The organism is Bradyrhizobium sp. LeoA1Lang (assembly GCF_055413685.1).
Genome location: NZ_JBVAPG010000014.1, coordinates 57,347 through 78,669, shown reverse-complemented (window position 1 = coordinate 78,669; position 21,323 = coordinate 57,347). Strand labels below are relative to the sequence as shown.

Sequence of the window (21,323 nt, the reverse complement as noted above, 5' to 3'; positions counted from 1 at the left end):
CCGGCGCCGTGTTTCTACCCGCCGAGCGCGCCTTGCGTGTTGACGTAAAGCGCATAGATCGACTGGCTGGCGGCCATGAACAGGCGGTTGCGCTTCAAGCCGCCGAAGCAGAGGTTGGCGCAGCGCTCAGGCAAGGCGATACGGCCGATCATGACGCCGTCGGGCGCGAAGATGACGACGCCGTCGAGTTCGGGATCGCCCATGCCCCAGCCGCACCAGAGGTTGCCGTCGATGTCGCAACGCATGCCGTCGGGCGTGCCCGGGCCGGCATCGACGAAGACCCGCTTGTTGGCAATCTTGTCGCCACTGGGCGCGACGTCATAGGCAAGGATCTTGCGGTTCGGTACGCCGCGGGATTCCACGATGTAGAGGATCTTTTCATCCGGCGAGAAGCACAGACCGTTCGGCCCCAAAACGCCCTCGGCGACGATGGTCGCTTTGCCGGTCTCGCCGTCGATCCGGTAGACGTTGGCATCGATCTCGGATTCGGCCGTGTAGCCTTCGTAATTGCCGAGCAAGCCGAAGGTAGGATCAGTGAACCAGATCGAGCCGTCGGACTTCACGACAACGTCATTGGGCGAGTTCAGCCGTTTGCCGTTGATGGAGTCCATCAACACCGTGATCGATCCGTCATACTCGGTGCGCACCACGCGGCGGCCGCCGTGCTCGCAGGTGACGAGCCGACCCTGCCGGTCGCGGGTGTTGCCGTTGGCGAAGTTGGAGGGCTTACGGAAATTGCTGACCGCGCCGGTTTCCTCTTCCCACTTGATGATGCGCTGGTTAGGGATGTCGCTACACAGAAGATAGCGCCCGTCACCGAACCAGACCGGACCCTCGGCCCAGCGCAGGCCGGTGGCCAGCCGCTCTACTGCCGAGAGCTTGAGCCAGTATTTCTCGAAGCGCGGATCGAGCGCATGGATCGCGGGATCAGGATAGAACGTCGCCGGACGCCAGCCGGCGGAATACGTATCGGACATTTGCTGTTCTCGTTGTGATGTTTCCTCGCGCCTCATTTTGCTATCATTGTCGGACACCGACCGCAAATCGGCTGAAACAACGAGGGAAGAAACGGGGGACGAAATGCCACGCATCCTGATGACCGGCGCGGCCGGCGGTATCGGCACCAGCCTGCGCAAGCTGCTGCCGCCGATCTATCCCGACCTCGTGCTCAGCGATCTCAAGACGCCGGCCGATCTCGGCGCAAACGAAACGTTCAAGGCTGCCGATCTCGCCGATCTCGAACAGGTCGAGGCGATCTGCGAAGGCGTCGACGGCATCCTGCATTTCGGCGGCTATTCGGTCGAGGGCCCCTGGGACTCTGTCCTCCAGTCCAACATCATCGGCTGCTACAATCTGTTCGAGGCCGCCCGCAAAAAGGGTGTGAAGCGCGTGATCTTCGCTTCCTCGAACCACGCGGTCGGCTTCTATCCGCGCCATCACCGCATCGGCACCGATGTGACGGCACGTCCCGACAGCCGCTACGGCGTCAGCAAGGTGTTTGGCGAAGCGGTCGGCGCGCTCTATGCCGACAAGCATGGATTGAAGGTGACCTGCCTGCGGATCGGCAATTTTGGTGACAAACCGCTCGATCATCGCCGGCTCTCGATCTGGCTGAAGCCGGAGGATCTGGTGCAGCTCTGCCGCATCGGGCTCGAGCATCCCGGCATCCATTTCGAGATCTTTTACGGCGCCTCCTACAACGAGCGCGCCTGGTGGGACAATCACCGTGCCTACGATCTCGGCTACCGCCCGACCGGCCGCGCGGAAGATTTCCGGGAACATGCGATGGCTGAGCAGGCCAAACTGCTGCCCGATCCCGTCGGCGACTTCTACCAGGGCGGCGCGTTCTGCGGCATGGAGTTCGACGGCGACAAAAGCGGGGTCATCGACTGGAAGTGATGCACTCAGGGATCCGACGTTGACAACGGCCGCCGCACTCCGTTAGTGCCCGCAACAAGACGAGAGGATGAAGAAATGGCTGAAGGACTGCGCAAGGGGCTGACAAGCTATGGCGACGCCGGGTTCTCCCTGTTCCTGCGCAAGGCCTTTATCAAGGCGATGGGCTATTCGGACGACGCGCTCGACCGTCCGATCGTCGGCATCACCAACACCTATAGCGACTACAATCCCTGCCACGGTAACGTCCCGCAAATCCTTGAGGCGGTGAAGCGCGGCGTGATGCTGTCAGGCGCGATGCCGTTCGTGTTCCCGACGATCTCGATCGCGGAAAGCTTTGCGCATCCGACCTCGATGTATCTGCGCAATCTGATGGCGATGGATACGGAGGAGATGATCCGCGCCCAGCCGATGGACGCGGTCGTTGTCATCGGCGGCTGCGACAAGACGCTGCCGGCGCAGATCATGGCCGCCGTCAGCGCCGATCTGCCGACGGTCGTCATTCCCGTCGGGCCGATGGTGGTCGGCCATCACAAGGGCGAAGTGCTCGGCGCCTGCACCGATTGCCGGCGGCTGTGGGGCAAATATCGCGCCGGCGAGATCGACGACAACGAGATCGAGGCGGTCAATGGCCGGCTCGCGCCATCGGTCGGCACCTGCATGGTGATGGGCACCGCCTCCACCATGGCCTGCGTCACCGAGGCGCTCGGCCTGTCGCTGCCGATGAGCGCGACCATCCCTGCGCCGCACGCTGAGCGATTCCGTTCGGCGGAAGCGAGCGGCAGGGTCGCCGCCGCGATGGCAAAGGCCAAGGGGCCGAAGCCGAGCGAGATTCTGACACCGGCGTCGTTCCGTAATGCGCAGGTCGTGATGCAGGCGATTGGCGGTTCGACCAACGGTCTCATCCATCTGACTGCCATCGCACATCGCTCGCCATACAAGATCGACCTCGAAGCTTTCGACAAGCTCGGCCGCGAGGTGCCGGTGCTGGTCGACCTGAAGCCGTCGGGCGAGCATTACATGGAGCATTTCCACCACGCCGGCGGCGTGCCGAAACTGATGGCGCAACTCGGCGATCTCATCGATCTCGATGCGAGGACCATCACCGGGCAGACGCTGCGCGAAGTGGTCGCGACGGCCGAGGAGGTGCCGGGGCAGGATGCGATCCGCTCGCGCCAGAATCCGATCAAGGCCGAGGGCGCCATGGCGATCCTGCACGGCAATCTCGCGCCGCGCGGTGCGGTCATCAAGCAGTCAGCGGCCAGTCCGAAGCTGTTGCAGCATACCGGGCGCGCGGTCGTGTTCGAATCCGTGGAGGATATGACGCACCGCGTCGATGATCCCGAATTGGATGTCACCGCCGACGACGTGCTGGTGCTGCGCAACGCCGGGCCCAAGGGCGCGCCCGGAATGCCCGAGGCTGGGTATCTGCCGATCCCCAGGAAGCTTGCGCGGGCCGGTGTAAAGGACATGGTGCGGATTTCGGATGCGCGTATGAGCGGTACGGCATTCGGCACCATCGTGCTGCATATCACGCCTGAATCCGCCGTCGGCGGTCCGCTCGCGCTCGTGAAGAACGGCGACATGATCCAGCTCGACGTCGCAAAGCGCCGCATCGATCTTCTGGTCGACGAGGCCGAACTGCAGAAGCGCCGCGCGGCGCTGCCGCCGCGAGCTACGCCCGACTGGGCCAGGCGCGGCTATGCGCACCTGTTCAATGAAACCATCCTGCAGGCTGACGAAGGCTGCGATTTCGATTTCATGCGTGTTGGCGGGAAGGAGTAGGACTCCAACCTATTTCGACTTGCTGGTGAATTTCTTCACGGCGATGCGGAATTCGTCCGATTGCATGCAGTTAATGATGGCATCGCGCTCGGCGTCGAGTTGCGCCTGGATCGGCGTCGTTGGCGCGCGGTGGATCAGGGCCTTTGTCGCGGCAAGTCCAGCCGGCGCGTTCTGCGCGAGCCTCAGCGCAAACTCCCGCGTCGCGGCTTTCAGCTCGACCGCCGGAACGACCTTCGCGACGAGGCCCCAATCGTAAGCCTGCGCCGCCGAAAAACCGTCCTCGGCCAGGAAGATCTGCAGGGCCCGACGGGGACCGACGCTCGCGGCAAGGCCGACGGTGCCGCCGCCGTCGGGCGAGACGCCGATCTTGGCATAGGCAGGCGTGAAGCGGGCGTCTTCGGCCGCGATGCAGAGGTCGGCAACAAAGGCAAGCGACAGGCCGGCGCCGGCCGCCGAACCATGCACGCTCGCCAGCACGAGCTTGGGCATCCGCCGGAGCGTCGCAATGAAGGTGTGATAGTGCTTGAGCAACTCGCCGACGACCGAGTTGACATCATTGGCGTCAACAGCCGCGCCAATGGTTTGCAGATCGCCGCCGGCGCAGAAAGCGCGGCCTGCGCCTTCGATCACCAGCACGCGGATATTGTTGTTGCCCTCGACTTCAGCGCCAAACTGCTCGAGCTTCTTTGCGATTGACAGATCAATCGCGTTGAAGGCCGCCGGCCGGTTGAGCGTGATCGTGGCAATCGCGCCGTCGATGTTGAGCAGCGCCGGTTCGGTGGTAGTAACGTCGGGTGTCGGCATGAGGGGCCTCCCAGTCAGGGCGTTTCGGGCATTTAAGTCGCCGAGGGGAGGAGTGACAATCCCAGCCGCCCCAAAATGACGCCTTATTTCGTTTCGCCGCTGGAAACGCTCTTGCGTCGCGGCAAAGCATGGGGCCAAATGGCGTCCGCCATCGTCTGAGACGCGGACACGAGCGCCGCGAGGACAAGGCGAGCAAGCCACATCAGCGGAGAGAGGAAACGGCATGGGTTGCTCCTGTGCGTCTGCAAACGGACTGTCGCGATGACGGCAGGACCGGTGATCATCGTCGGCGCTGGGCATGCCGGCTTCCAGCTGGCAGCTTCCCTGCGGCAGGACGGCTTTGCCGAGCGCATCGCGCTCCTCAATGACGAAGGCCATTTGCCATACCAGCGGCCCCCCTTGTCCAAGGCTTACCTCAAGGGAACCGGCGGGCCGGAGACGCTGATGTTCCGACCAGGAAAATTCTATCTCGACCAGAGCGTCGAGTTGATTACCGACCGTGCCGTTTCGATCGACCGGGTCGGGCGAAAGCTCACGCTCCATTCCGGCGCGCCGCTCGATTACGGTCACCTGGTGCTTGCGACCGGCGCGCGCAACCGGCTGCTCGATATCCCCAATGCCAATCTGGAAGCGGTGCGCTATCTCCGCACCCTGGACGAGAGCGAGGCGCTGCGGCATCTGCTCAAGCCCGGCCTGCGCGTCGTCGTGATCGGTGCCGGCTTCATCGGGCTGGAGTTCGCCGCGACCGCGCGCGCGAAAGGCCTCGAGGTCGATGTGGTCGAACTGGCGGGGCGTGTCATGGCGCGTGCGGTGACGGCGGAAATCTCCGACTATTTCCACTCGCGGCACACGACCACGGGTATCCGTATCCATCTCGGCGTTCAGGTCACGAGCATCGAGGCCGATGGCGCCAGGGTGACCGGCGTCAGCCTCAGCGATGGCCGGCATATCCCTGCCGACCTCGTCGTGGTCGGCGTCGGCGTATTGCCGAATGTCGAGATCGCGGCGGAAGCCGGCTTGCCGGCGGCATCCGGCATCATCGTCGACGAGCACCTGCTCACCTCGGATCCGAATATCTCGGCCATCGGCGATTGCGCGCTCTACAAGAGCGAGCGGTTCGGCGGCTCGCTGCGACTGGAGTCGGTACAGAACGCGACCGACCATGCGCGCTGCGTCGCCGCGCGGCTCACGGGCAATGCCAAGGCCTATGATGGGCTGCCATGGTTCTGGAGCGACCAGGGGCCGGACAAATTGCAGATGGCAGGCCTGACCACCGGCTATGATCGCGTCGTTGTGCGCGGTGACCGCGAGCAGGGGCAGTTCTCGGCATTTTGTTACCGCGATGGCCATCTCGTCGGCATCGAATCCGTCAACCGCGCCGGCGATCACATGTTCGGCCGGAGATTGCTCGGCGCCAATCGCTCGATCTCGCCGGAACAGGCGGCCGATCCAAGCTTCGATCTCAAGAGCGCATTGGCGTGAATTCGTAGGGTGGGCAAAGCGCAGCGTGCCCACCATCCCCTTGCGGAGCGTAAAATGGTGGGCACGGCGCTGACGCGCCTTTGCCCACCCTACGCATCCAGCACACGTGTTACCTCTGCCGCCGTCGGCATCGACGGGGCAGCGCCCATTCGTTGCACACAAATTGATGCTGCGACGTTCGCATAACCCAGCGCATCACGAAGGTTGCTGCCGCCCGCGAGTTGCGAGGCCAGTGCGCCGACGAAGCAATCACCCGCGCCCGTGGTGTCGATCGCCTTGACCTCGCGCCCCGGTGCCATCAGCGGCTCACCTTCTGCCAGCGCGAGCACGCCGCGCTTGCCGAGCGTGACGCAGATGATCTTGTCGCTCCCCACCAGTGAACGGGCTGCATCGATGAAGCGGGTGTAATCGTCGCTGTCGCGCAGCTCGCGCCCCGTCAGGAAGCCGAGCTCGGTCTCGTTGAGGACGAGGATATCGACAAGGTCGAGCAATTCGTTATCGAATTCCCTGGCCGGTGCCGGATTGAGGATCGTGGTGGCGCCGGCGGCGTGGGCGCTCTTGAAGAAGGCGGTGATGGTCGCCTGCGGGATTTCGAACTGGCTCACCGCAATGTCGCCCTTTGCCAGCACGGGCATCGCGACATCGACCAGCGCATTCGCGCCGGGCACCACGACGATGGTGTTGTCCGCATCCGCAACGGTGATGATCGCGGTGCCCGTATGCGTCTCGGGCGTGTCCTTGACGAAGCTGAGGTCGACGCCTTGGGCTGCGAGGAACGTCCGCAACTGCGCTCCGAAAGCGTCCTTACCCAGCCGGCCGATCAGCGTGGTTGGCGCGCCGAGCTTGGCGGCGGCGACAGCCTGGTTGGCGCCTTTGCCGCCAGGGAAATACAGCACGGCGTTGCCCGCGACGGTTTCGCCGACGCGCGGGTGGCGCTCGGCGGTCGCGACCACATCCATGTTGATGCTGCCGGCGACAAAAACACGTCCCATGCTGACAAGCGCTCCCTTATGCGCTGACGTTACGCGCCAACCTGGAACTCCTGCTTCACCGCCTCGATGTCGGCAAGCGAGGGTAGTCCCGCCTCGTTGCCGAGCTTCTGGATCTTGTAGGTCGAGGCGGCGCGCGCGAACTCGAAATGATCCTTCCAGGTTTTGCCGGGATGCGCGAGGTAGGAATAGATATAGGCGCCGTGGAACACGTCGCCGGCGCCGTTAGTGTCGATCACGCGCTCGCGCGGGATCGGCAGCGCTGGGATGGTGCGAACCACGCCGGCCTCGTCATACCATAGCAGGCCCTTCTCACCCTGCGTCACACCGCCAACCCGGCAGCCGCGGCCCTTGAGATAATCGAGCATCTTTTCCGGCGTCAGGTCCATCTGCTCGCAGAGGCGCTCGGCGACGATCGCGACGTCGATATATTCCAACAGCTCATGGGTGTTGGTGCGCAGGCCGCCGCCGTCGAGCGAGGTCAGGATGCCATCCTCGCGGCAAAGCTTTGCATAATGAATGGCAGCGTCCGGCTGGTGGCCGTCGATATGCAGCGCGCGGCAGCCCTTCAGGTTCAACAGCGGGAAGGGATGGATATGCTCGTCGTCGCGGCAGCGGACGATGGCGCGCTTGCCATCCTTCGGCATGATGAAGGACAGCGAGGACGAGTTGACCTTGCGCGGATGGACGGAGATTCCATACTTCGCGGCCATGTCCCAGAACATCCGCCCCAGCCAGTCGTTGGCCATCGTGGCGATCAGGTCCGGCACGATGCCGAGCTTGGCGCAGCAAAATGCCGCAGTGACGGCATTGCCGCCGAAGGAGACCGCATAGGCGTCCGCCACATGTTTCTCGTCGCCGGTCGGCAGATGGTCGGTGATGAAGGTGACGTCGATATAGGTCTGTCCGATGAAGAGAGCCTGCATTCGTTTTCCGTCGTGGGGTGATGGGTGATCCCGGCGGCAGCTTCAGCTTAGCACCGGATATTATGTGCGTTCGCTGAAATTATTCGCAACCATGCCGTCTTTGCGGCTTGAGATGGCCAAGTCGGGGGACTACCACCGTTCCCGGTTTTGTCAGCATGCCGTCCGATAACGGACGGCGGCTGTCTTAAGTTCCTGGTTGTAAGACAATGGGGGTAGGGCGATGACTGTATATTCCGGGCCGGTGTTCGAGATGGCGGCGAACCAGTTCACCGTGATCGCCAACCATCTCGAAATCCCCATGGACGAGCGCGCGCGGCTATTGATGCCGAAGCGGTCGGTCACCGTCTCCTGCCCGATCCACCGCGACGACGGCACGGTGGCGGTGTTCGAGGGCTATCGCGTCCAGCACCACCTCACCATGGGCCCGACCAAAGGCGGCACCCGCTTTGCGCCCTCCGTCGATATCGGCGAGGTCGCGGCGCTTGCGATCTGGATGAGCTGGAAATGCGCCCTCGTCGGCCTGCCTTATGGCGGCGCCAAGGGCGGGGTCAATGTCGATGTGACCCAGATCTCCAAGCGCGAACTGGAATCGCTGTCGCGTCGCTACATGCAGGAGATGATTCCCTTCGTCGGCCCGCATACTGACGTGATGGCCCCGGACATGGGTACCAATGAGCAGGTGATGGCCTGGTTCATGGACACCTATTCGATGTACCAGGGCCAGACCGTGACCGAGATCGTCACGGGCAAACCGGTCTCCTCCGGTGGCACCCTCGGCCGGCGCGAGGCGACCGGGCGCGGCGTCGCCTATCTCGCGAGGCGGGTGCTGAAGGAGCTTGCGATCAATCCCTCCGGCGCCACCGCCGTGGTCCAGGGCTTCGGCAATGTCGGCTCCTATGCGGCGCTGGAACTACATCATTACGGGCTCAAGATAACGGCGGTCTCCGACCACACCGGCGCGCTCTATGACGAGAAAGGCCTCGACATCCCCGCGCTGATGCACCATGCGCAACTGCATGGCAGCATCGCCGGCTTCTCCAACGAACTGCATTTCGATCCTGCCGAGGTGCTGACGCTGCCCTGCGACGTCTTGGTGCCGGCGGCGATGGAGCGCGTGATCGACGCTCGCGTCGCCGCCAAGCTCAGGTGCCGCGTGCTGGCGGAAGGCGCCAACGGTCCGACCACGCCGGAGGCTGATCTCGTCCTGGACAAGCGCAATGATATCTTCCTCATTCCCGATATTCTCTGCAATTCCGGCGGCGTGGTGGTGAGCTATTTCGAATGGGTGCAGGATCTGCAGCAATTGTTCTGGGAAGAGGAGGAGGTGATGCGGCGTGAATACCAGATCCTCGACCGCGCATTCGAGACGATGCTGAAGCGCGCGAAGGCCGACAACATCCCGCATCGCACCGCGGCGATGGCGATCGGGGTGGAGAAAGTCCGGGCCGCCAAGAACACGCGAGGGCTGTTCCCATGATCGCCGCGCTCGACCATGTTGTCGTCCTCACCGGAGATATCGAGGCGGCAACGGCGGCCTACGAGACGCTGTTCGCGCGCTCGCCAGCGTGGAAGAACGTCAGCGACGGCGCCGCGCGGGTGCTGTTCACGCTCGACAACACGTCGGTGGAATTGATGGCGCCGAGCGGCGAGAGCGAGAACGCGGGCCGCATCCGCGCGGTGCTGGCATCGCAGGGCGAGGGGCTCGCGAGCCTGTGCTTTCGCACCAACGACATCGAAAAGATGCATCGGAGGCTGGAGCGCCTGACGCTGCGGCCGGAGCCGGTCTCGGAGGTGGAGAGCCAGGACGATATCTCCGGCGCGACGCTATCGTGGAAGCGCACCCGAGCAGCCACCGATGCGACGCGCGGCGTGCGGATGTTCTTCCTCGAGCGGGAGCAGGAGCGCCCGCTTTCGGTCCGCACCCAGCCCGCGGGCATCACCGCGATGGATCACGTGGTGGTTGCGACCGCCGATCCCGAACGCGCCGCCGCGCTCTATGGCGCCCGCCTCGGCCTCGACATGGCGCTCGATCGTTCGCACGCAGATTGGGGCCGGCTGATGTTCTTCCGCTGCGGCGATTTGATCGTCGAGGTCGCGCACAAGCCCGGCAAAACGGAGGCCGATGCACCGGACCGCCTGCGCGGCATCTGCTGGCGCGTCACCGACATCGACGCCACCCATGCCCGGCTCGTTGCCGCCGGCGTCGACGTTTCGGAGATCCGCACGGGCCGCAAGCCGGGCACGCGTGTGATGACCGTGCGCACCGGCACCTGCAGCGTCCCGACGCTGCTGGTGCAGCCGTCGCCGCCGCAGGTGGCGTAACGCTTCTCTCACGCCTCGCGCCAGTCGTAGGGTGGGCAAAGGCGCACTTGCGCCGTGCCCACCACCCAGTGCTGTACTCGCGATGGTGGGCACGCTTCGCTTTGCCCACCCTTACGTCAGCGTGACCGCGGAGATTCATTCTCAAACGCTCTCAGCCGTGCTACATCCAACGTTCCGACTGAATTGAGCGATCCGATTGGCCAAGGCAAAGCGAACTCTGAAGTGGCAGCGTGACCCCGAGGGGATGCGGCTGCGCATCCTCGAAGCGGCGAAGGCGGAGTTCGCCGCTCATGGGCTCGCCGGCGCGCGCGTCGACAGCATCGCCAAGCAGGCCGGCGCCAACAAGCGCATGCTCTATTACCACGTCGGCAACAAGGAGGATCTCTATCTCGAGGTGCTCGAAGGCGCCTATGAGAAGATCCGCGCCGAGGAACGCGGGCTCGATCTCGAGCATCTCGAGCCGCCGGAGGCGATCGCGCGGCTGATCGATTTCACCTGGAACTATTTCATCCGCAATCCGGAATTCCTCGCGCTGCTGAATACCGAGAACCTTGCGAAAGCGCGGCATTTGAAGCGTTCGACCAAGGTCAAATCGATGCATTCGCCGTTCGTCGAGATGATCCGCACCGTGGTGACACGCGGCGTGAAGAGCGGCGATTTCCGTGCCGCGGTCGATCCGGTGCAGCTCTACATCTCGATTGCCGCGCTCGCCTTCTTCTATCTCTCCAACAGCGCGACGCTGAGCGTGATCTTCGGCCGCGATCTCTTGTCGAAGGACGCCCGCGATGAACGGCTGGAGCACATGATTGCGCTGGTGCTGGCGGCGTTGACGGGGAAGTCGATCGCAGCGTTCGGGAAGAGCAAGGCGCCGAAGCTGCAGGTGACCGCGCAGCAGGCGGTTTAGCGAAGCGCGAAATTGTTGCATTGCGTCGTCATGGCCGGGCTTGACCCGGCCATCCACGTTTTTCCAAGTCCATAAGGCGTGGATGCCCGGGTCAAGCCCGGGCATGACGACCGAATGCGCTCAAAATGCCGCGCGAAATCGGGCTGGACAGTATTTATCCAACGGGTTAATTTCCAATCCGAGAAACGGTCAAGCAGGGAAGCGGAACGTGGCGGAGAGCAAGGAAGCGGGCGGCCTGTCGAGGCTGCTGAATGCGGCGTGGGTGCGCCCATTTCTGTTCCTGGTGTTCATCGTGGCGGCTTGGGACCTCGCCATCCGCCTGTTCCAAATTCCCGCCTATCAGATCCCGTCGCCGGGCGACGTCGTCGCCGTGCTGCGAACGGACTGGCCGGAACTATTGCGGCAGTCGTGGCCGACGACCTATGCGACGATCTGCGGCTTCCTCTTGTCGGCGCTGTTCGGCATTCCCGTCGCGATGCTGATCGCGGGATCGAGGACGGTAGAGAGCTATGTCTATCCGCTGCTGGTGTTCTCGCAGTCCGTGCCGAAGATCGCGATCGCGCCGCTGTTCGTGGTCTGGTTCGGGTTCGGCATCATCCCGAAGGTAATTTCGGCGTTCCTGCTCGGCTTCTTTCCGGTGGTGGTCTCGGCCGTGCAGGGATTCAAGTCGGTCGATCCGGATATGGTCGATCTCGCGCGTGCGATGCAGGGCAGCCGTTTCCAGGTGTTCCGCGCCGTCAACCTGCCGCATGCGATGCCCGCGATCTTTTCGGGGTTGAAAGTGTCAGTGACGCTGGCGGTGGTCGGCGCCGTCGTCGGCGAGTTCGTCGGCTCCAATTCCGGCATCGGCTACGTGATGCAGCGCTCGATCGGAACCTTTGACTTGCCGACGATGTTCGCAGCGCTGGTGATCCTGGCGCTGCTCGGCGTCATCCTTTTCTGGATCGTCGACCGCATCGAACGCCTGGTTATTCCCTGGCATGTCAGCCAGCGCGAGGACATTATTTTCGCTTCGTGAGTTATTCAGAAGGACAACAACAAGAGGTTTTGGGGAGAGGGAGGAGAACAAGATGCGATTGATAGCTGTGGTCTTGGCGACGCTGACCTGGACGGCGATATCGGTGCTTCCGGCATCGGCCGCCGACAAGGTGGTGCTGATGCTCAATTGGTATGTCTATGGCGAGCACGCGCCGTTCTATTACGGCAAGGCCAAGGGCATCTATGCCGCCGAGGGCATCGACCTCGAAATCCAGGAAGGCCGCGGCTCGGCCGCGACCACGCAGGCGGTGGCCGCCAAGACCGCCAATTTCGGCTATGTCGATATTCCCACGATGATGCGCGCGGCGGCGAAGGGCGCGCCCGTCATCGCGACCGGCGTGCTCCTACAGACCAGCCCGATGTCGGCGATGGGATTCATCGACAAGAACATCAGGAAACCCGAGGACATCAAGGGCAAGACGGTTGCGATCACGCCGGCGGATTCCATGACGCAGATCTGGCCGCTGTTCCTGAAGAAGACCGGCCTGAAGGAGAGCGATTTCCAGACGGTTGCCGGCGACGGCCAGACCAAGCTGAACGCGGTCATCAACGGTCAGGCTGATATGTTGCTCGGCTACGTCATGGACCAGTCGATGAAGATCAAGGACGCCACCGGCAAGGACGTCTATCCGATCAAGTTCGCCGATTACGGTATCCATCTGGTCTCCTCGGGCATCATCGCCAACAGCGACTACGTCAAGGCGAACGCCGATCTAGTTCGCCGCTTCATGTCGGCGACGACCAAGGCGGTGGAAGCCGCCGAGAAGGAGCCGAAGGCGGCGGCGCAGTCAATCCTCGATGCCAACCCCAAGGGCGGCAAGATCGACACGCTGACGCAGGGCTTTGAGCTGACAATCCCGCTCTATCGCACCGAAGAGACCAAGACCAAGCGGCCGTTCCAGGTCACCGACCAGAACATGAAGGACTCCGTCGACCTCATGGTCGAATATGGCGGCCTCGATGCCAAGGCCAAGGCCAATCCGAAGGCCTTCTACACCAACGACTATCTGCCGAAGGGCGACTCGTGAAAGCACCTGCAATGAAGCCGGCGACACAGAGCCATATGGATCAACCGGCCGCGCATCTGCGCCTGGTGTCCGACCGTGCCGCCGGCGAGGCATCCGGCATCAAGCTGTCCGGAGTCTCCAAGACCTACCGCTCGCGCGACGGCGATGTGCCGTCGCTGCGGCCGCTCGACTTCCACATCAACCAAGGCGAGTTCTTCGTCGTGGTCGGCCCATCCGGCTGCGGCAAGTCGACCTTGCTGAAGATGATCTCCGGGCTGCTGCCGCCGACATCAGGCGAGATCCTGGTCGAGGGCGAGCCGGTGACGAAGCCGCACGGCAATGTCGGCATCGTCTTCCAGCACGCGCTGCTGCTCCCGTGGCGGAACATCCTTTCCAATGTGATGCTGCCCATCGACATGAAGAAGCTGCCGCGGGAAAAGTATCTGCCGCGGGCGAAAGAGCTTCTGAAGCTGGTCGGCCTCGAAGGCTTCGAGAAGAAGCTGCCGTGGCAGCTCTCCGGCGGCATGCAGCAGCGCGCTTCGATCTGCCGCGCTCTGGTGCATGACCCGAAGATCATGCTGATGGACGAGCCGTTCGGCGCGCTGGACGCGATGACGCGCGAGCGCATGAATGTCGAGCTGATGCGGATCCAGCGCGAGACCGGCAAGACGGTGCTCCTGATCACGCACTCGATTCCCGAGGCGGTGTTCCTGGCTGACCGCGTGCTCGTGATGACCGAGCGTCCCGGTGCGATCGCGGCGATCTACGATGTGCCGCTGCCGCGACCGCGCTCGCTGGATGCGATGTCGGATCCGGTCTTCATGGAGCTGGTGCAGCGCATCCGCAAGCATTTCTTCACCCAAGGCTCGCTGGACTGAGCTTCGATGCCGCCTCGTCTCGTTGTCCGAGATATAGCCCTGTTCGAACGTCCGGTGAGCTTTGCCCGGCCGTTCCGCTTTGGCTCAGTCGTGGTCAATGCAACTCCGCAGGCTTTCGTGCGGGTGGAGATCGACGTTGAGGGGAAGGGGCGGGCACTAGGTGCGAGTGCCGAATTCCTGGTGCCGAAATGGTTCGACAAGCGGCCGCAGCTTACGCCGGACGAGACGGTGCAGGAACTCCGGCGTTCGCTCTTGATCGCGCGCGAGCTCTATCTAGCGCAATCCGGTTTTGACACCGCGTTCGGCCTGCATGCGGCCTGCATCGGCGCGCAAGTCGAGGCGTGCGCACGCGACGACATCCCGCCGCTCGCGGCAGCCTATGGACCGGCGGAAATCGACAAGGCGATCCTGGATGCGCTGCTCCGCGCCGTCGGCGTCAACTTCTTCGACGGCATGGCGCAGAACATTGCCGGCATCGATGCGCGGCTGTCGTCCGATCTCGCGGACGGTGAAATCGCGGCTTTCCTTGCCGGGCGCAAGCGGCTTCCGCGCGTCTCGATCCGGCACACCGTCGGCCTCGACGACAAGGTCGAAGGCGAGGGCGGCGTTGCCGACGCAAACGAAAATGCAGGCGCGCGCTACTTCAAGCTCAAGCTCAACGGCGATCCCGAACATGATGCGGCCAGGCTGATCCGGATCGGCAACGAGCTGGCGACGCTGCCGCATGACTACAAGGTCACGCTCGACGCCAACGAGCAATATGCCGACCTGGCGGCGCTCGCCACGCTGGTCGACCGCCTCGACCGCGATCACGCATTGCAGCCGATCGCCGCAAAACTGCTCTATATCGAGCAGCCGATGCCGCGCGACATCACGAAGGCCTCGGCGCTGGGCCCGCTGGCGGCGCGCGGCTTCATCATCGACGAGGCCGATGATTCCTATGACGCGTTCCCGGCGGCGCGGGCGCTGAGCTATCGCGGCATCTCCTCGAAATCCTGCAAGGGCCTCTACAAGTCGATCGTCAACGCGACGCGCGCGGCCAAATGGAGCGCGGACGGCGAAGCGTTCTTTGTCTCGGGCGAGGACCTGACCTGCCAGGCGGGGCTCGCGGTGCAGCAGGATCTCGCGCTCGGCGCATTGATCGGCGTTACCCATGCCGAGCGCAACGGGCATCACTACGTCGATGGCTTTGCCGAGACGCCCACTGCCGAGGCGGAGGCATTCCTCTCGGCGCATCCTGATCTCTATGTCCGCGACGGCGGAAAAGTCCGCCTCGCCATCCATGACGGCGATCTGTTGACGGGATCGCTGACGACGCCGGGCTTCTCCACATCAGTGCATCCGGACTGGTCCACCCTATCGCCGTTCGCGCCGCCAACAACAAGAATTCTGCAGGAGCAAGTACTATGACCACCAAACGTCTCGGCCTGATCATGAACGGCGTCACAGGCCGGATGGGGCTCAACCAGCATCTGATCCGCTCGATCGTCGCGATCCGCAATCAAGGCGGTGTGCTGCTCGCGAATGGCGACCGCATCATGCCGGATCCGATCCTGGTCGGCCGCGATGCCGAGAAAGTCGGCGCGCTGGCCAAGCGTTTCGAGATCGCGCGCGTCACCACCGACCTCGACAAGGCGCTGGCTGATCCCAATGACACCGTGTTCTTCGATGCCGCGACCACGCAGGCGCGGCCCTCGCTGCTGACCAAGGCGATCAACGCCGGCAAGCATGTCTATTGCGAGAAGCCGATCGCGACCAATCTGGAAGAGGCGGTCGCGGTGGTGAAGCTCGCCAACGCCAAGGGCCTCAAGCACGGCACGGTGCAGGACAAGCTGTTCCTTCCCGGCCTGAAGAAGCTCGCCTTCCTGCGCGACTCCGGCTTCTTCGGCCGCATGCTCTCGGTGCGTGGCGAGTTCGGCTACTGGGTGTTCGAGGGCGGCTGGCAGGAAGCGCAACGGCCGTCCTGGAATTACCGCACTGAGGACGGCGGCGGCATCATCCTCGACATGGTCTGCCACTGGCGCTACGTGCTCGACAACCTCTTCGGCGAGGTGCAGAGCATCTCCTGCCTCGGCACGACCGATATCCCCGAGCGCTATGACGAGAAGGGCAAGGCCTACAAAGCCACGGCAGACGACTCCGCCTATGCGACCTTCCAGCTCAAGGGCGGCGCGATCGCGCATATCAACATGAGCTGGGTGACACGCGTCTATCGCGACGATCTCGTCACCTTCCAGGTCGACGGCACCCACGGCTCGGCGGTGGCGGGGCTCACCGACTGCGTGATCCAGGCGCGGCAGGCGACGCCGCGGCCGGTGTGGAATCCGGACGAGAAGCGGCTGCACGATTTCTATGCCGACTGGCAGAAGCTGCCTGAGAATGCCGTCTACGACAACGGCTTCAAGGAGCAGTGGGAGATGTTCATCCGCCACGTCTGCGAGGACGCTCCCTACAAATACACGCTGCTCGAAGGCGCCAAGGGCGTGCAGCTTGCCGAATGCGCGCTCAAGAGCTGGAAGGAGCGGCGCTGGATCGACGTCGAACCGATCAGGCTGTGAGGACAGGATCATGAACAAGCTCGTCCCGCCGATGTCTTCGCTCTCCCTGAAGCTGCCGACCGCGGGCGGCGGCCTCGAGACCTATCGTCTCGCGGCGTCGCGAAGCTTTCCTGCCAAGCTCGAGGGCACGCTCAACCGCGTCGCGTTCTCGGCGGCGCATGTCGTCGCCGACCCGCGCGCCGATGTCGATCCGTGGCTTAACGCCGCGGTCGACTGGGACAGGACGATCGCGTTCCGCGAACATGTCTGGGATCTGGGACTGGGCGTCGCGGAAGCGATGGACACCGCGCAGCGCGGCATGGGGCTCGACTGGAACACCTCGCTGGAATTGATCCAGCGCTCGGTGAACGCGGCGAAGGCGAAGGGCAATGCGCTGGTGTTTTCCGGCGCCGGCACCGACCACCTCGCGGTGGAGGACGCCAAGACGCTGGACGACGTGATCCGCGCCTACGAAGAACAGATTGCCGCAATCGAGAAGGTCGGCGGCCGCATCATCCTGATGTGCTCGCGGGCGTTGGCAAAGCTCGGGCGGAGTGCGGACGACTACGCCAAAGTCTGTGACCGCGTGCTGTCGCAGGTCCGCGAGCCCGTGATCATCCACTGGCTGGGCGACATGTTCGACCCGGCGCTCGCGGGCTATTGGGGCACCAGCGATTTGGACAAAGCGATGGACACGGCGGTGGCCATCATCAATAGCCACGCCGCGAAGGTCGACGGCGTCAAGGTGTCGCTGCTCGACAAGCAGCGCGAGATCGACATGCGCTGGCGGCTCGATCCGCGCGTCAAGATGTATACCGGCGACGACTTCAACTATGCTGAACTGATCGCCGGCGACGAGCAGGGCTTCTCTCACGCGCTGCTCGGCATCTTCGATGCGATCGCGCCGGCGGCATCCTACGCGCTGTCGCGATTGGCCGCGGGCGACGAGGCAGGCTTCCACGACGTGCTGGGGCCGACGGTGCCGCTGTCGCGTCACATCTTCAAGGCGCCGACGCGCTTCTACAAGACCGGCATCGTGTTCATGGCCTATCTCAACGGGCACCAGGATCACTTCACCATGGTCGGCGGACAGGAGAGCGCGCGCTCGACGCTGCATCTCGCCGAACTGTTCCGCCTCGCCGACGCGGCCGGCCTGCTCGCCAATCCGGAATTGGCGACATGGCGGATGAAGACGGTGCTGGCAACGCGCGGTATCGAGTCCTGATGCGCGATTTTTCTTCCGATCACCGCTGGCTGTCGCTGAACACGGCGACGGTCCGCAAGCAGGGCAATCTGGTCGAGATCATCGAGGCCTGTGCGCGCCACGGCATCCGCGCCATCGATCCCTGGCGCGACCAGGTCGCAGGCGTTGGCCTCGAGCGTGCCGTGCGCGCGGTGCGCGACGCCGGGCTCGAATTGTCAGGCTATTGCCGCGGCGGCATGTTCGTCGCGGACGCTGCGCGTCAGGTTGAGGCGCGCGACGACAACCGCCGCGCGGTCGACGAGGCCGCCGCGCTCAGCGCCTCCTGCATCGTGCTTGTGGTCGGCGGCCTGCCGCAATATTCGCGGCCGGGTAGCGCGGCCTCGAAGGACATCGTGGCAGCGCGCACGCAGGTGCATGACGGCATCGCCGAGATGCTGGAATATGCAAGAGGGGCAAAGCTGCCGCTCGCGATCGAGCCATTGCATCCGGCCTATGCCGGCGACCGCGCCTGTGTGAACACGACCAAGCAGGCGCTCGACATCTGCGATGCGCTGGACCCGCAGCGCAGCGGCATGCTGGGCGTCGCGCTCGATGTCTATCACATCTGGTGGGACCCGGAGTTGATGGGCCAGATCGCACGCGCGGGCAAGGAGCGATTGCTGGCGTTTCACGTCTGCGACTGGCTGGTGCCGACCAAGGACATCCTCAACGACCGCGGCATGATGGGCGACGGCGTGATCGATATCAAATCGGTTCGCGCGGCGGTGGAAGCGCAAGGGTATGCGGGCTATTCGGAGATCGAGATCTTTTCCAACGATTGGTGGAGCCGGCCGATGGATGAGGTGTTGCGGACCTGCATCGAAAGGCACCGATCGGTGGTCTGATTGGTAGGGTGGGCAAAGCGAAGCGTGCCCACCATCAACATTCCGCTCGTCATGGTGGGCACGCTTCGCTTTGCCCACCCTACCAATTCACCTCGCACGGCACGGTCAAAAATCCGCGGAATCTCACGCGGCCACCGCGTGTTGGCTCGCCGGCAAGCGTGTAATTCGGGAAGCGGGCGAGGAAACGCGAGATCGCGATGGCGCCTTCGAGTCGCGCTAGCGCCATCCCTGCGCATTGATGGGCGCCGGTGCCGAAGGCGAGGTGGCGGTTCGGGGTACGCGCGATGTCAAAGCGCTCGGGGTCCGGAAATTGCGCGGGATCGCGGTTGGCGGCGCCGATGCAGAGCGTCACCGGCGTGCCCGCGGGCATCTTGATGCCGCTGAGCTCGACTTCTTCCACGATCATGCGGTTGCCGAGCTGGTTCGAGCTCTCATAGCGCAGCATCTCCTCGACCGCGGTCTTGATCAGCTCGGGCTGCGAGATCAGCCGCTGCTTTTCCGCAGGGTAATGCAGCAGCGTCAGCAGGCCGTTGCCGATCAGATTGGTCGTGGTCTCGTGGCCAGCGTTGAGCAGGAAGATGCAATTGTGCAGCAGTTCCTTTTCGGTCAGCCGCTCGCCATTATCTTCGCCATTATTTTCGCCTTGGATCAGCCGCGTCAGCACGTCGCGTTCGGGATTGCCCGGCTTGGCGCGGCGCCGCTCGACCAGCGTCTCCAGATAGGCGAGGAAGTCCTTCACCGCCTTGTTGCCGCGCGCAAATTGCTCTGATGAGATCACCGGCTCGAGCGCGCCCAGGATTGCGAGCGACCAGTCGCGCAAGGGACCGCGCTCGTCGTGGGGCACGTCGAGCAGATTGCCGATCACCTCAACCGGGATCGCGGAAGCGAAATCCTCGATCAGCTCGACCTTGTCTTTGGTGGCGATCGCATCGAGCAGCCCGTCGACCAGGCGGATCAGATCGGGCTCCATCGCGGCGATCGCGCGCGGCGAGAGCGCGCCCATGATCAGCCGCCGCACGCGGGTGTGCGCCGGCGGGTCGTTGAAGACGAGGCTCGTGGTGTGATGCTCGTAGAGGAAGGAGTTGCCGTATTTCGGCGAAAACTCCTTCTTCTTGTCGGAGGAGAACGCTTTCGTGCTCTTGTAGGCGGTGACGAGGTCGTCGTAGCGGGTCAGGAAATAGGAGCCGTTCGGCAGGCGCTTGACCGGCGCGTTATCCCGCAGTGCACGATAGGTCGGATAGGGGTTGGCATAGAATTCCGGCGTCAACCGTTCGAGGTCGAAACTCTCAGCCAGCTCTCGTGCGTTTCCGGTCATGGTGCCATACTCTTTTTGAGAACTGATATGCCGTTTTTGTTCTTCCGGAAAGTGCCGCCCGCTTTACAGTTGGCCTGTCTCGCTTATCCCTTCGGAAACGCCCATGCACGCCCGCACTGAAACTGCCTCCGACAGCCAGCCCGCATGGCCGGAAGAGATTTTCTCGACATTGCAGCGCTTCGATGTCCGCGAGGTGCCTTACGTGCCTGACGCCGGGCATTCGCAACTGATCGACCGCGTGCTCGGCTCCTCTACGATGCGCGGCATTCCGCTGACGACGGAAGAGGAGGGCATAGCACTGCTGCTCGGCGCCTGGGCCGGCGGCCAGCGCGGCGTGCTGCTGATGCAGTCGAGCGGCGTCGGCAATTGCATCAACATGCTGTCGCTGACGCAGATCTTCCGCTTTCCGTTCCTGACGCTGGTGACGATGCGCGGGGAATGGGGCGAGTTCAATCCGTGGCAGGTGCCGATGGGGTCGAACACGCAAGCCGCATTCGAGCTCTGCGGCGTCAAGGTATTGCGGGCGACGCATCCTGAGGAAGTGCGCGAGGTCGTCGAGGCCGGCGCAGCGCAGGCCTATAACGCGTCGACGCCGACCGCCGTGCTGCTGTCGCAGCGGCTGATCGGGGCAAAGGTGTTCGTGAAATGAGCAAGGCCAATCTCCTGGACCGCCGCGCGGTCGTCTCTCACCTGCTGAAGGACCGTAACGGCGCGATCGCGGTCGGCGGCCTCGGTGCCTCGACCTATGACATCGCCGCCGCCGGCGATGATGACCGCAATTTCTATCTCTGGGGCGCCATGGGCGGTGCGGTCATGATCGGGCTCGGGCTCGCGCTGGCGCAACCCGAGCTGCCGGTGATCGTCATCACCGGCGACGGCGAGATGCTGATGGGGCTCGGGAGCATCGCCACCGTCGGCGCGCAGAAGCCCGCCAACCTCTCCATCGTCGTGCTCGACAACGAGGCCTATGGCGAGACCGGCGGACAGGTCAGCCATACTGCCGCTTCGGTCGACCTGGTCGGTGTCGCCAAGGCCTGCGGCATCGCCGACAGCCGTGCGATCACCACCATGGCCGAGGTCGAAGCGTTCGCACTGTCGCTCAAGGAAGCGAGCCGCGGTCCGCGCTTCGCCAATGTGAAGATCGACGGCGCCAATCTGGAGCGGGTGCTGTCGAACCGCGACGGCACCTTCATCGTCAACCGCCTGCGCGGCTCGCTGGGCTACCAGCCGATCTAGGGAGTTTTGTAGCCCGGGTGGAGCGCAGCGCAACCCGGGATCCCTGAGTCAACGTTGAGAGCGGCCCCGGGTTACGCTGGCGCTCCACCCGGGCTACGGCACTCATCCAATTGCTT

20 protein-coding genes are annotated in these 21,323 nt (G+C 63.9%); 15 read left to right on the top strand and 5 right to left on the bottom strand.

What is annotated here, in order from left to right; translation table 11 throughout:
• Positions 1-14: 14 nt before the first annotated feature.
• On the bottom strand, positions 15-977 hold the full coding sequence (locus ACZYOF_RS07860; protein ID WP_463715376.1) for an SMP-30/gluconolactonase/LRE family protein: 963 nt from the start codon (positions 975-977) through the stop codon (positions 15-17).
• Between the two features lie 103 nt (positions 978-1,080).
• On the opposite strand from ACZYOF_RS07860, the gene ACZYOF_RS07855 reads away from it, so the two are divergent.
• The gene (locus ACZYOF_RS07855) at positions 1,081-1,899 is read left to right on the top strand and encodes an NAD-dependent epimerase/dehydratase family protein (protein ID WP_463715375.1); all 819 of its coding nucleotides are present in this window, start codon (positions 1,081-1,083) and stop codon (positions 1,897-1,899) included.
• A gap of 75 nt (positions 1,900-1,974) precedes the next feature.
• On the top strand, positions 1,975-3,681 hold the full coding sequence (locus ACZYOF_RS07850; RefSeq protein WP_463715374.1) for an IlvD/Edd family dehydratase: 1,707 nt from the start codon (positions 1,975-1,977) through the stop codon (positions 3,679-3,681).
• Positions 3,682-3,690: 9 nt separating this feature from the next.
• Here the strand turns inward: ACZYOF_RS07850 and ACZYOF_RS07845 are convergent, their stop codons facing one another.
• On the bottom strand, positions 3,691-4,485 hold the full coding sequence (locus tag ACZYOF_RS07845) for an enoyl-CoA hydratase/isomerase family protein (RefSeq protein WP_394565489.1): 795 nt from the start codon (positions 4,483-4,485) through the stop codon (positions 3,691-3,693).
• 261 nt (positions 4,486-4,746) lie between these two features.
• Between ACZYOF_RS07845 and ACZYOF_RS07840 the strand changes: the two genes are divergently transcribed.
• Positions 4,747-5,967, top strand: a complete 1,221-nt coding sequence (locus ACZYOF_RS07840) for an NAD(P)/FAD-dependent oxidoreductase (protein WP_463715373.1) — start codon at positions 4,747-4,749, stop codon at positions 5,965-5,967.
• Positions 5,968-6,056: 89 nt separating this feature from the next.
• On the opposite strand, the gene rbsK is transcribed toward ACZYOF_RS07840, so the two are convergent.
• Both rbsK and ACZYOF_RS07830 read right to left on the bottom strand, forming a co-directional pair.
• Positions 6,057-6,959, bottom strand: coding sequence for a ribokinase (gene rbsK, locus ACZYOF_RS07835; RefSeq protein ID WP_463715372.1), 903 nt, complete (start codon positions 6,957-6,959; stop codon positions 6,057-6,059).
• A gap of 29 nt (positions 6,960-6,988) precedes the next feature.
• Positions 6,989-7,882, bottom strand: a complete 894-nt coding sequence (locus tag ACZYOF_RS07830; RefSeq protein WP_130583786.1) for a sugar kinase — start codon at positions 7,880-7,882, stop codon at positions 6,989-6,991.
• 220 nt (positions 7,883-8,102) lie between these two features.
• On the opposite strand from ACZYOF_RS07830, the gene ACZYOF_RS07825 reads away from it, so the two are divergent.
• The 10 genes from ACZYOF_RS07825 to ACZYOF_RS07780 all read left to right on the top strand — a co-directional run bounded on the left by ACZYOF_RS07825 (position 8,103) and on the right by ACZYOF_RS07780 (position 18,656).
• Positions 8,103-9,359, top strand: a complete 1,257-nt coding sequence (locus tag ACZYOF_RS07825) for a Glu/Leu/Phe/Val family dehydrogenase (RefSeq protein ID WP_130583787.1) — start codon at positions 8,103-8,105, stop codon at positions 9,357-9,359.
• Entirely contained in the window at positions 9,356-10,204 is an 849-nt protein-coding gene (locus ACZYOF_RS07820; protein ID WP_463715371.1) for a VOC family protein, read from the top strand. The genes ACZYOF_RS07825 and ACZYOF_RS07820 overlap by 4 nt, the downstream gene beginning before the upstream one ends.
• A 196-nt stretch (positions 10,205-10,400) precedes the next feature.
• Positions 10,401-11,108, top strand: coding sequence for a TetR/AcrR family transcriptional regulator (locus ACZYOF_RS07815; RefSeq protein ID WP_282529568.1), 708 nt, complete (start codon positions 10,401-10,403; stop codon positions 11,106-11,108).
• Between the two features lie 208 nt (positions 11,109-11,316).
• On the top strand, positions 11,317-12,126 hold the full coding sequence (locus tag ACZYOF_RS07810; RefSeq protein ID WP_463715370.1) for an ABC transporter permease: 810 nt from the start codon (positions 11,317-11,319) through the stop codon (positions 12,124-12,126).
• A 52-nt stretch (positions 12,127-12,178) separates the two neighbouring features.
• A complete protein-coding gene (locus ACZYOF_RS07805) occupies positions 12,179-13,174 on the top strand; it encodes an ABC transporter substrate-binding protein (protein WP_463715369.1) in 996 nt (331 codons plus the stop codon).
• Between the two features lie 11 nt (positions 13,175-13,185).
• A complete protein-coding gene (locus ACZYOF_RS07800) occupies positions 13,186-14,031 on the top strand; it encodes an ABC transporter ATP-binding protein (RefSeq protein WP_282529584.1) in 846 nt (281 codons plus the stop codon).
• Positions 14,032-14,037: 6 nt separating this feature from the next.
• Positions 14,038-15,441: a hypothetical protein gene (locus ACZYOF_RS07795; RefSeq protein WP_463715368.1), complete on the top strand. Its 1,404-nt coding sequence runs from the start codon at positions 14,038-14,040 to the stop codon at positions 15,439-15,441.
• Positions 15,438-16,589 (top strand): Gfo/Idh/MocA family protein, encoded by a 1,152-nt coding sequence (locus tag ACZYOF_RS07790; RefSeq protein WP_463715367.1) that lies wholly within the window; start codon positions 15,438-15,440, stop codon positions 16,587-16,589. The genes ACZYOF_RS07795 and ACZYOF_RS07790 overlap by 4 nt, the downstream gene beginning before the upstream one ends.
• A 10-nt stretch (positions 16,590-16,599) precedes the next feature.
• Positions 16,600-17,793, top strand: coding sequence for a dihydrodipicolinate synthase family protein (locus tag ACZYOF_RS07785; RefSeq protein WP_463715366.1), 1,194 nt, complete (start codon positions 16,600-16,602; stop codon positions 17,791-17,793).
• The gene (locus ACZYOF_RS07780) at positions 17,793-18,656 is read left to right on the top strand and encodes a sugar phosphate isomerase/epimerase family protein (protein ID WP_463715365.1); all 864 of its coding nucleotides are present in this window, start codon (positions 17,793-17,795) and stop codon (positions 18,654-18,656) included. Before ACZYOF_RS07785 ends, ACZYOF_RS07780 begins: the two co-directional genes overlap by 1 nt.
• A 79-nt stretch (positions 18,657-18,735) precedes the next feature.
• Here the strand turns inward: ACZYOF_RS07780 and ACZYOF_RS07775 are convergent, their stop codons facing one another.
• Positions 18,736-19,971, bottom strand: coding sequence for a cytochrome P450 (locus ACZYOF_RS07775; protein WP_463715364.1), 1,236 nt, complete (start codon positions 19,969-19,971; stop codon positions 18,736-18,738).
• Between the two features lie 103 nt (positions 19,972-20,074).
• Here ACZYOF_RS07775 and ACZYOF_RS07770 point away from each other — a divergent pair, with 103 nt between their 5' ends.
• Entirely contained in the window at positions 20,075-20,620 is a 546-nt protein-coding gene (locus ACZYOF_RS07770) for a phosphonopyruvate decarboxylase (RefSeq protein WP_463715363.1), read from the top strand.
• Entirely contained in the window at positions 20,617-21,207 is a 591-nt protein-coding gene (locus tag ACZYOF_RS07765; protein ID WP_282529563.1) for a thiamine pyrophosphate-dependent enzyme, read from the top strand. The genes ACZYOF_RS07770 and ACZYOF_RS07765 overlap by 4 nt, the downstream gene beginning before the upstream one ends.
• Positions 21,208-21,323: the final 116 nt, after the last annotated feature.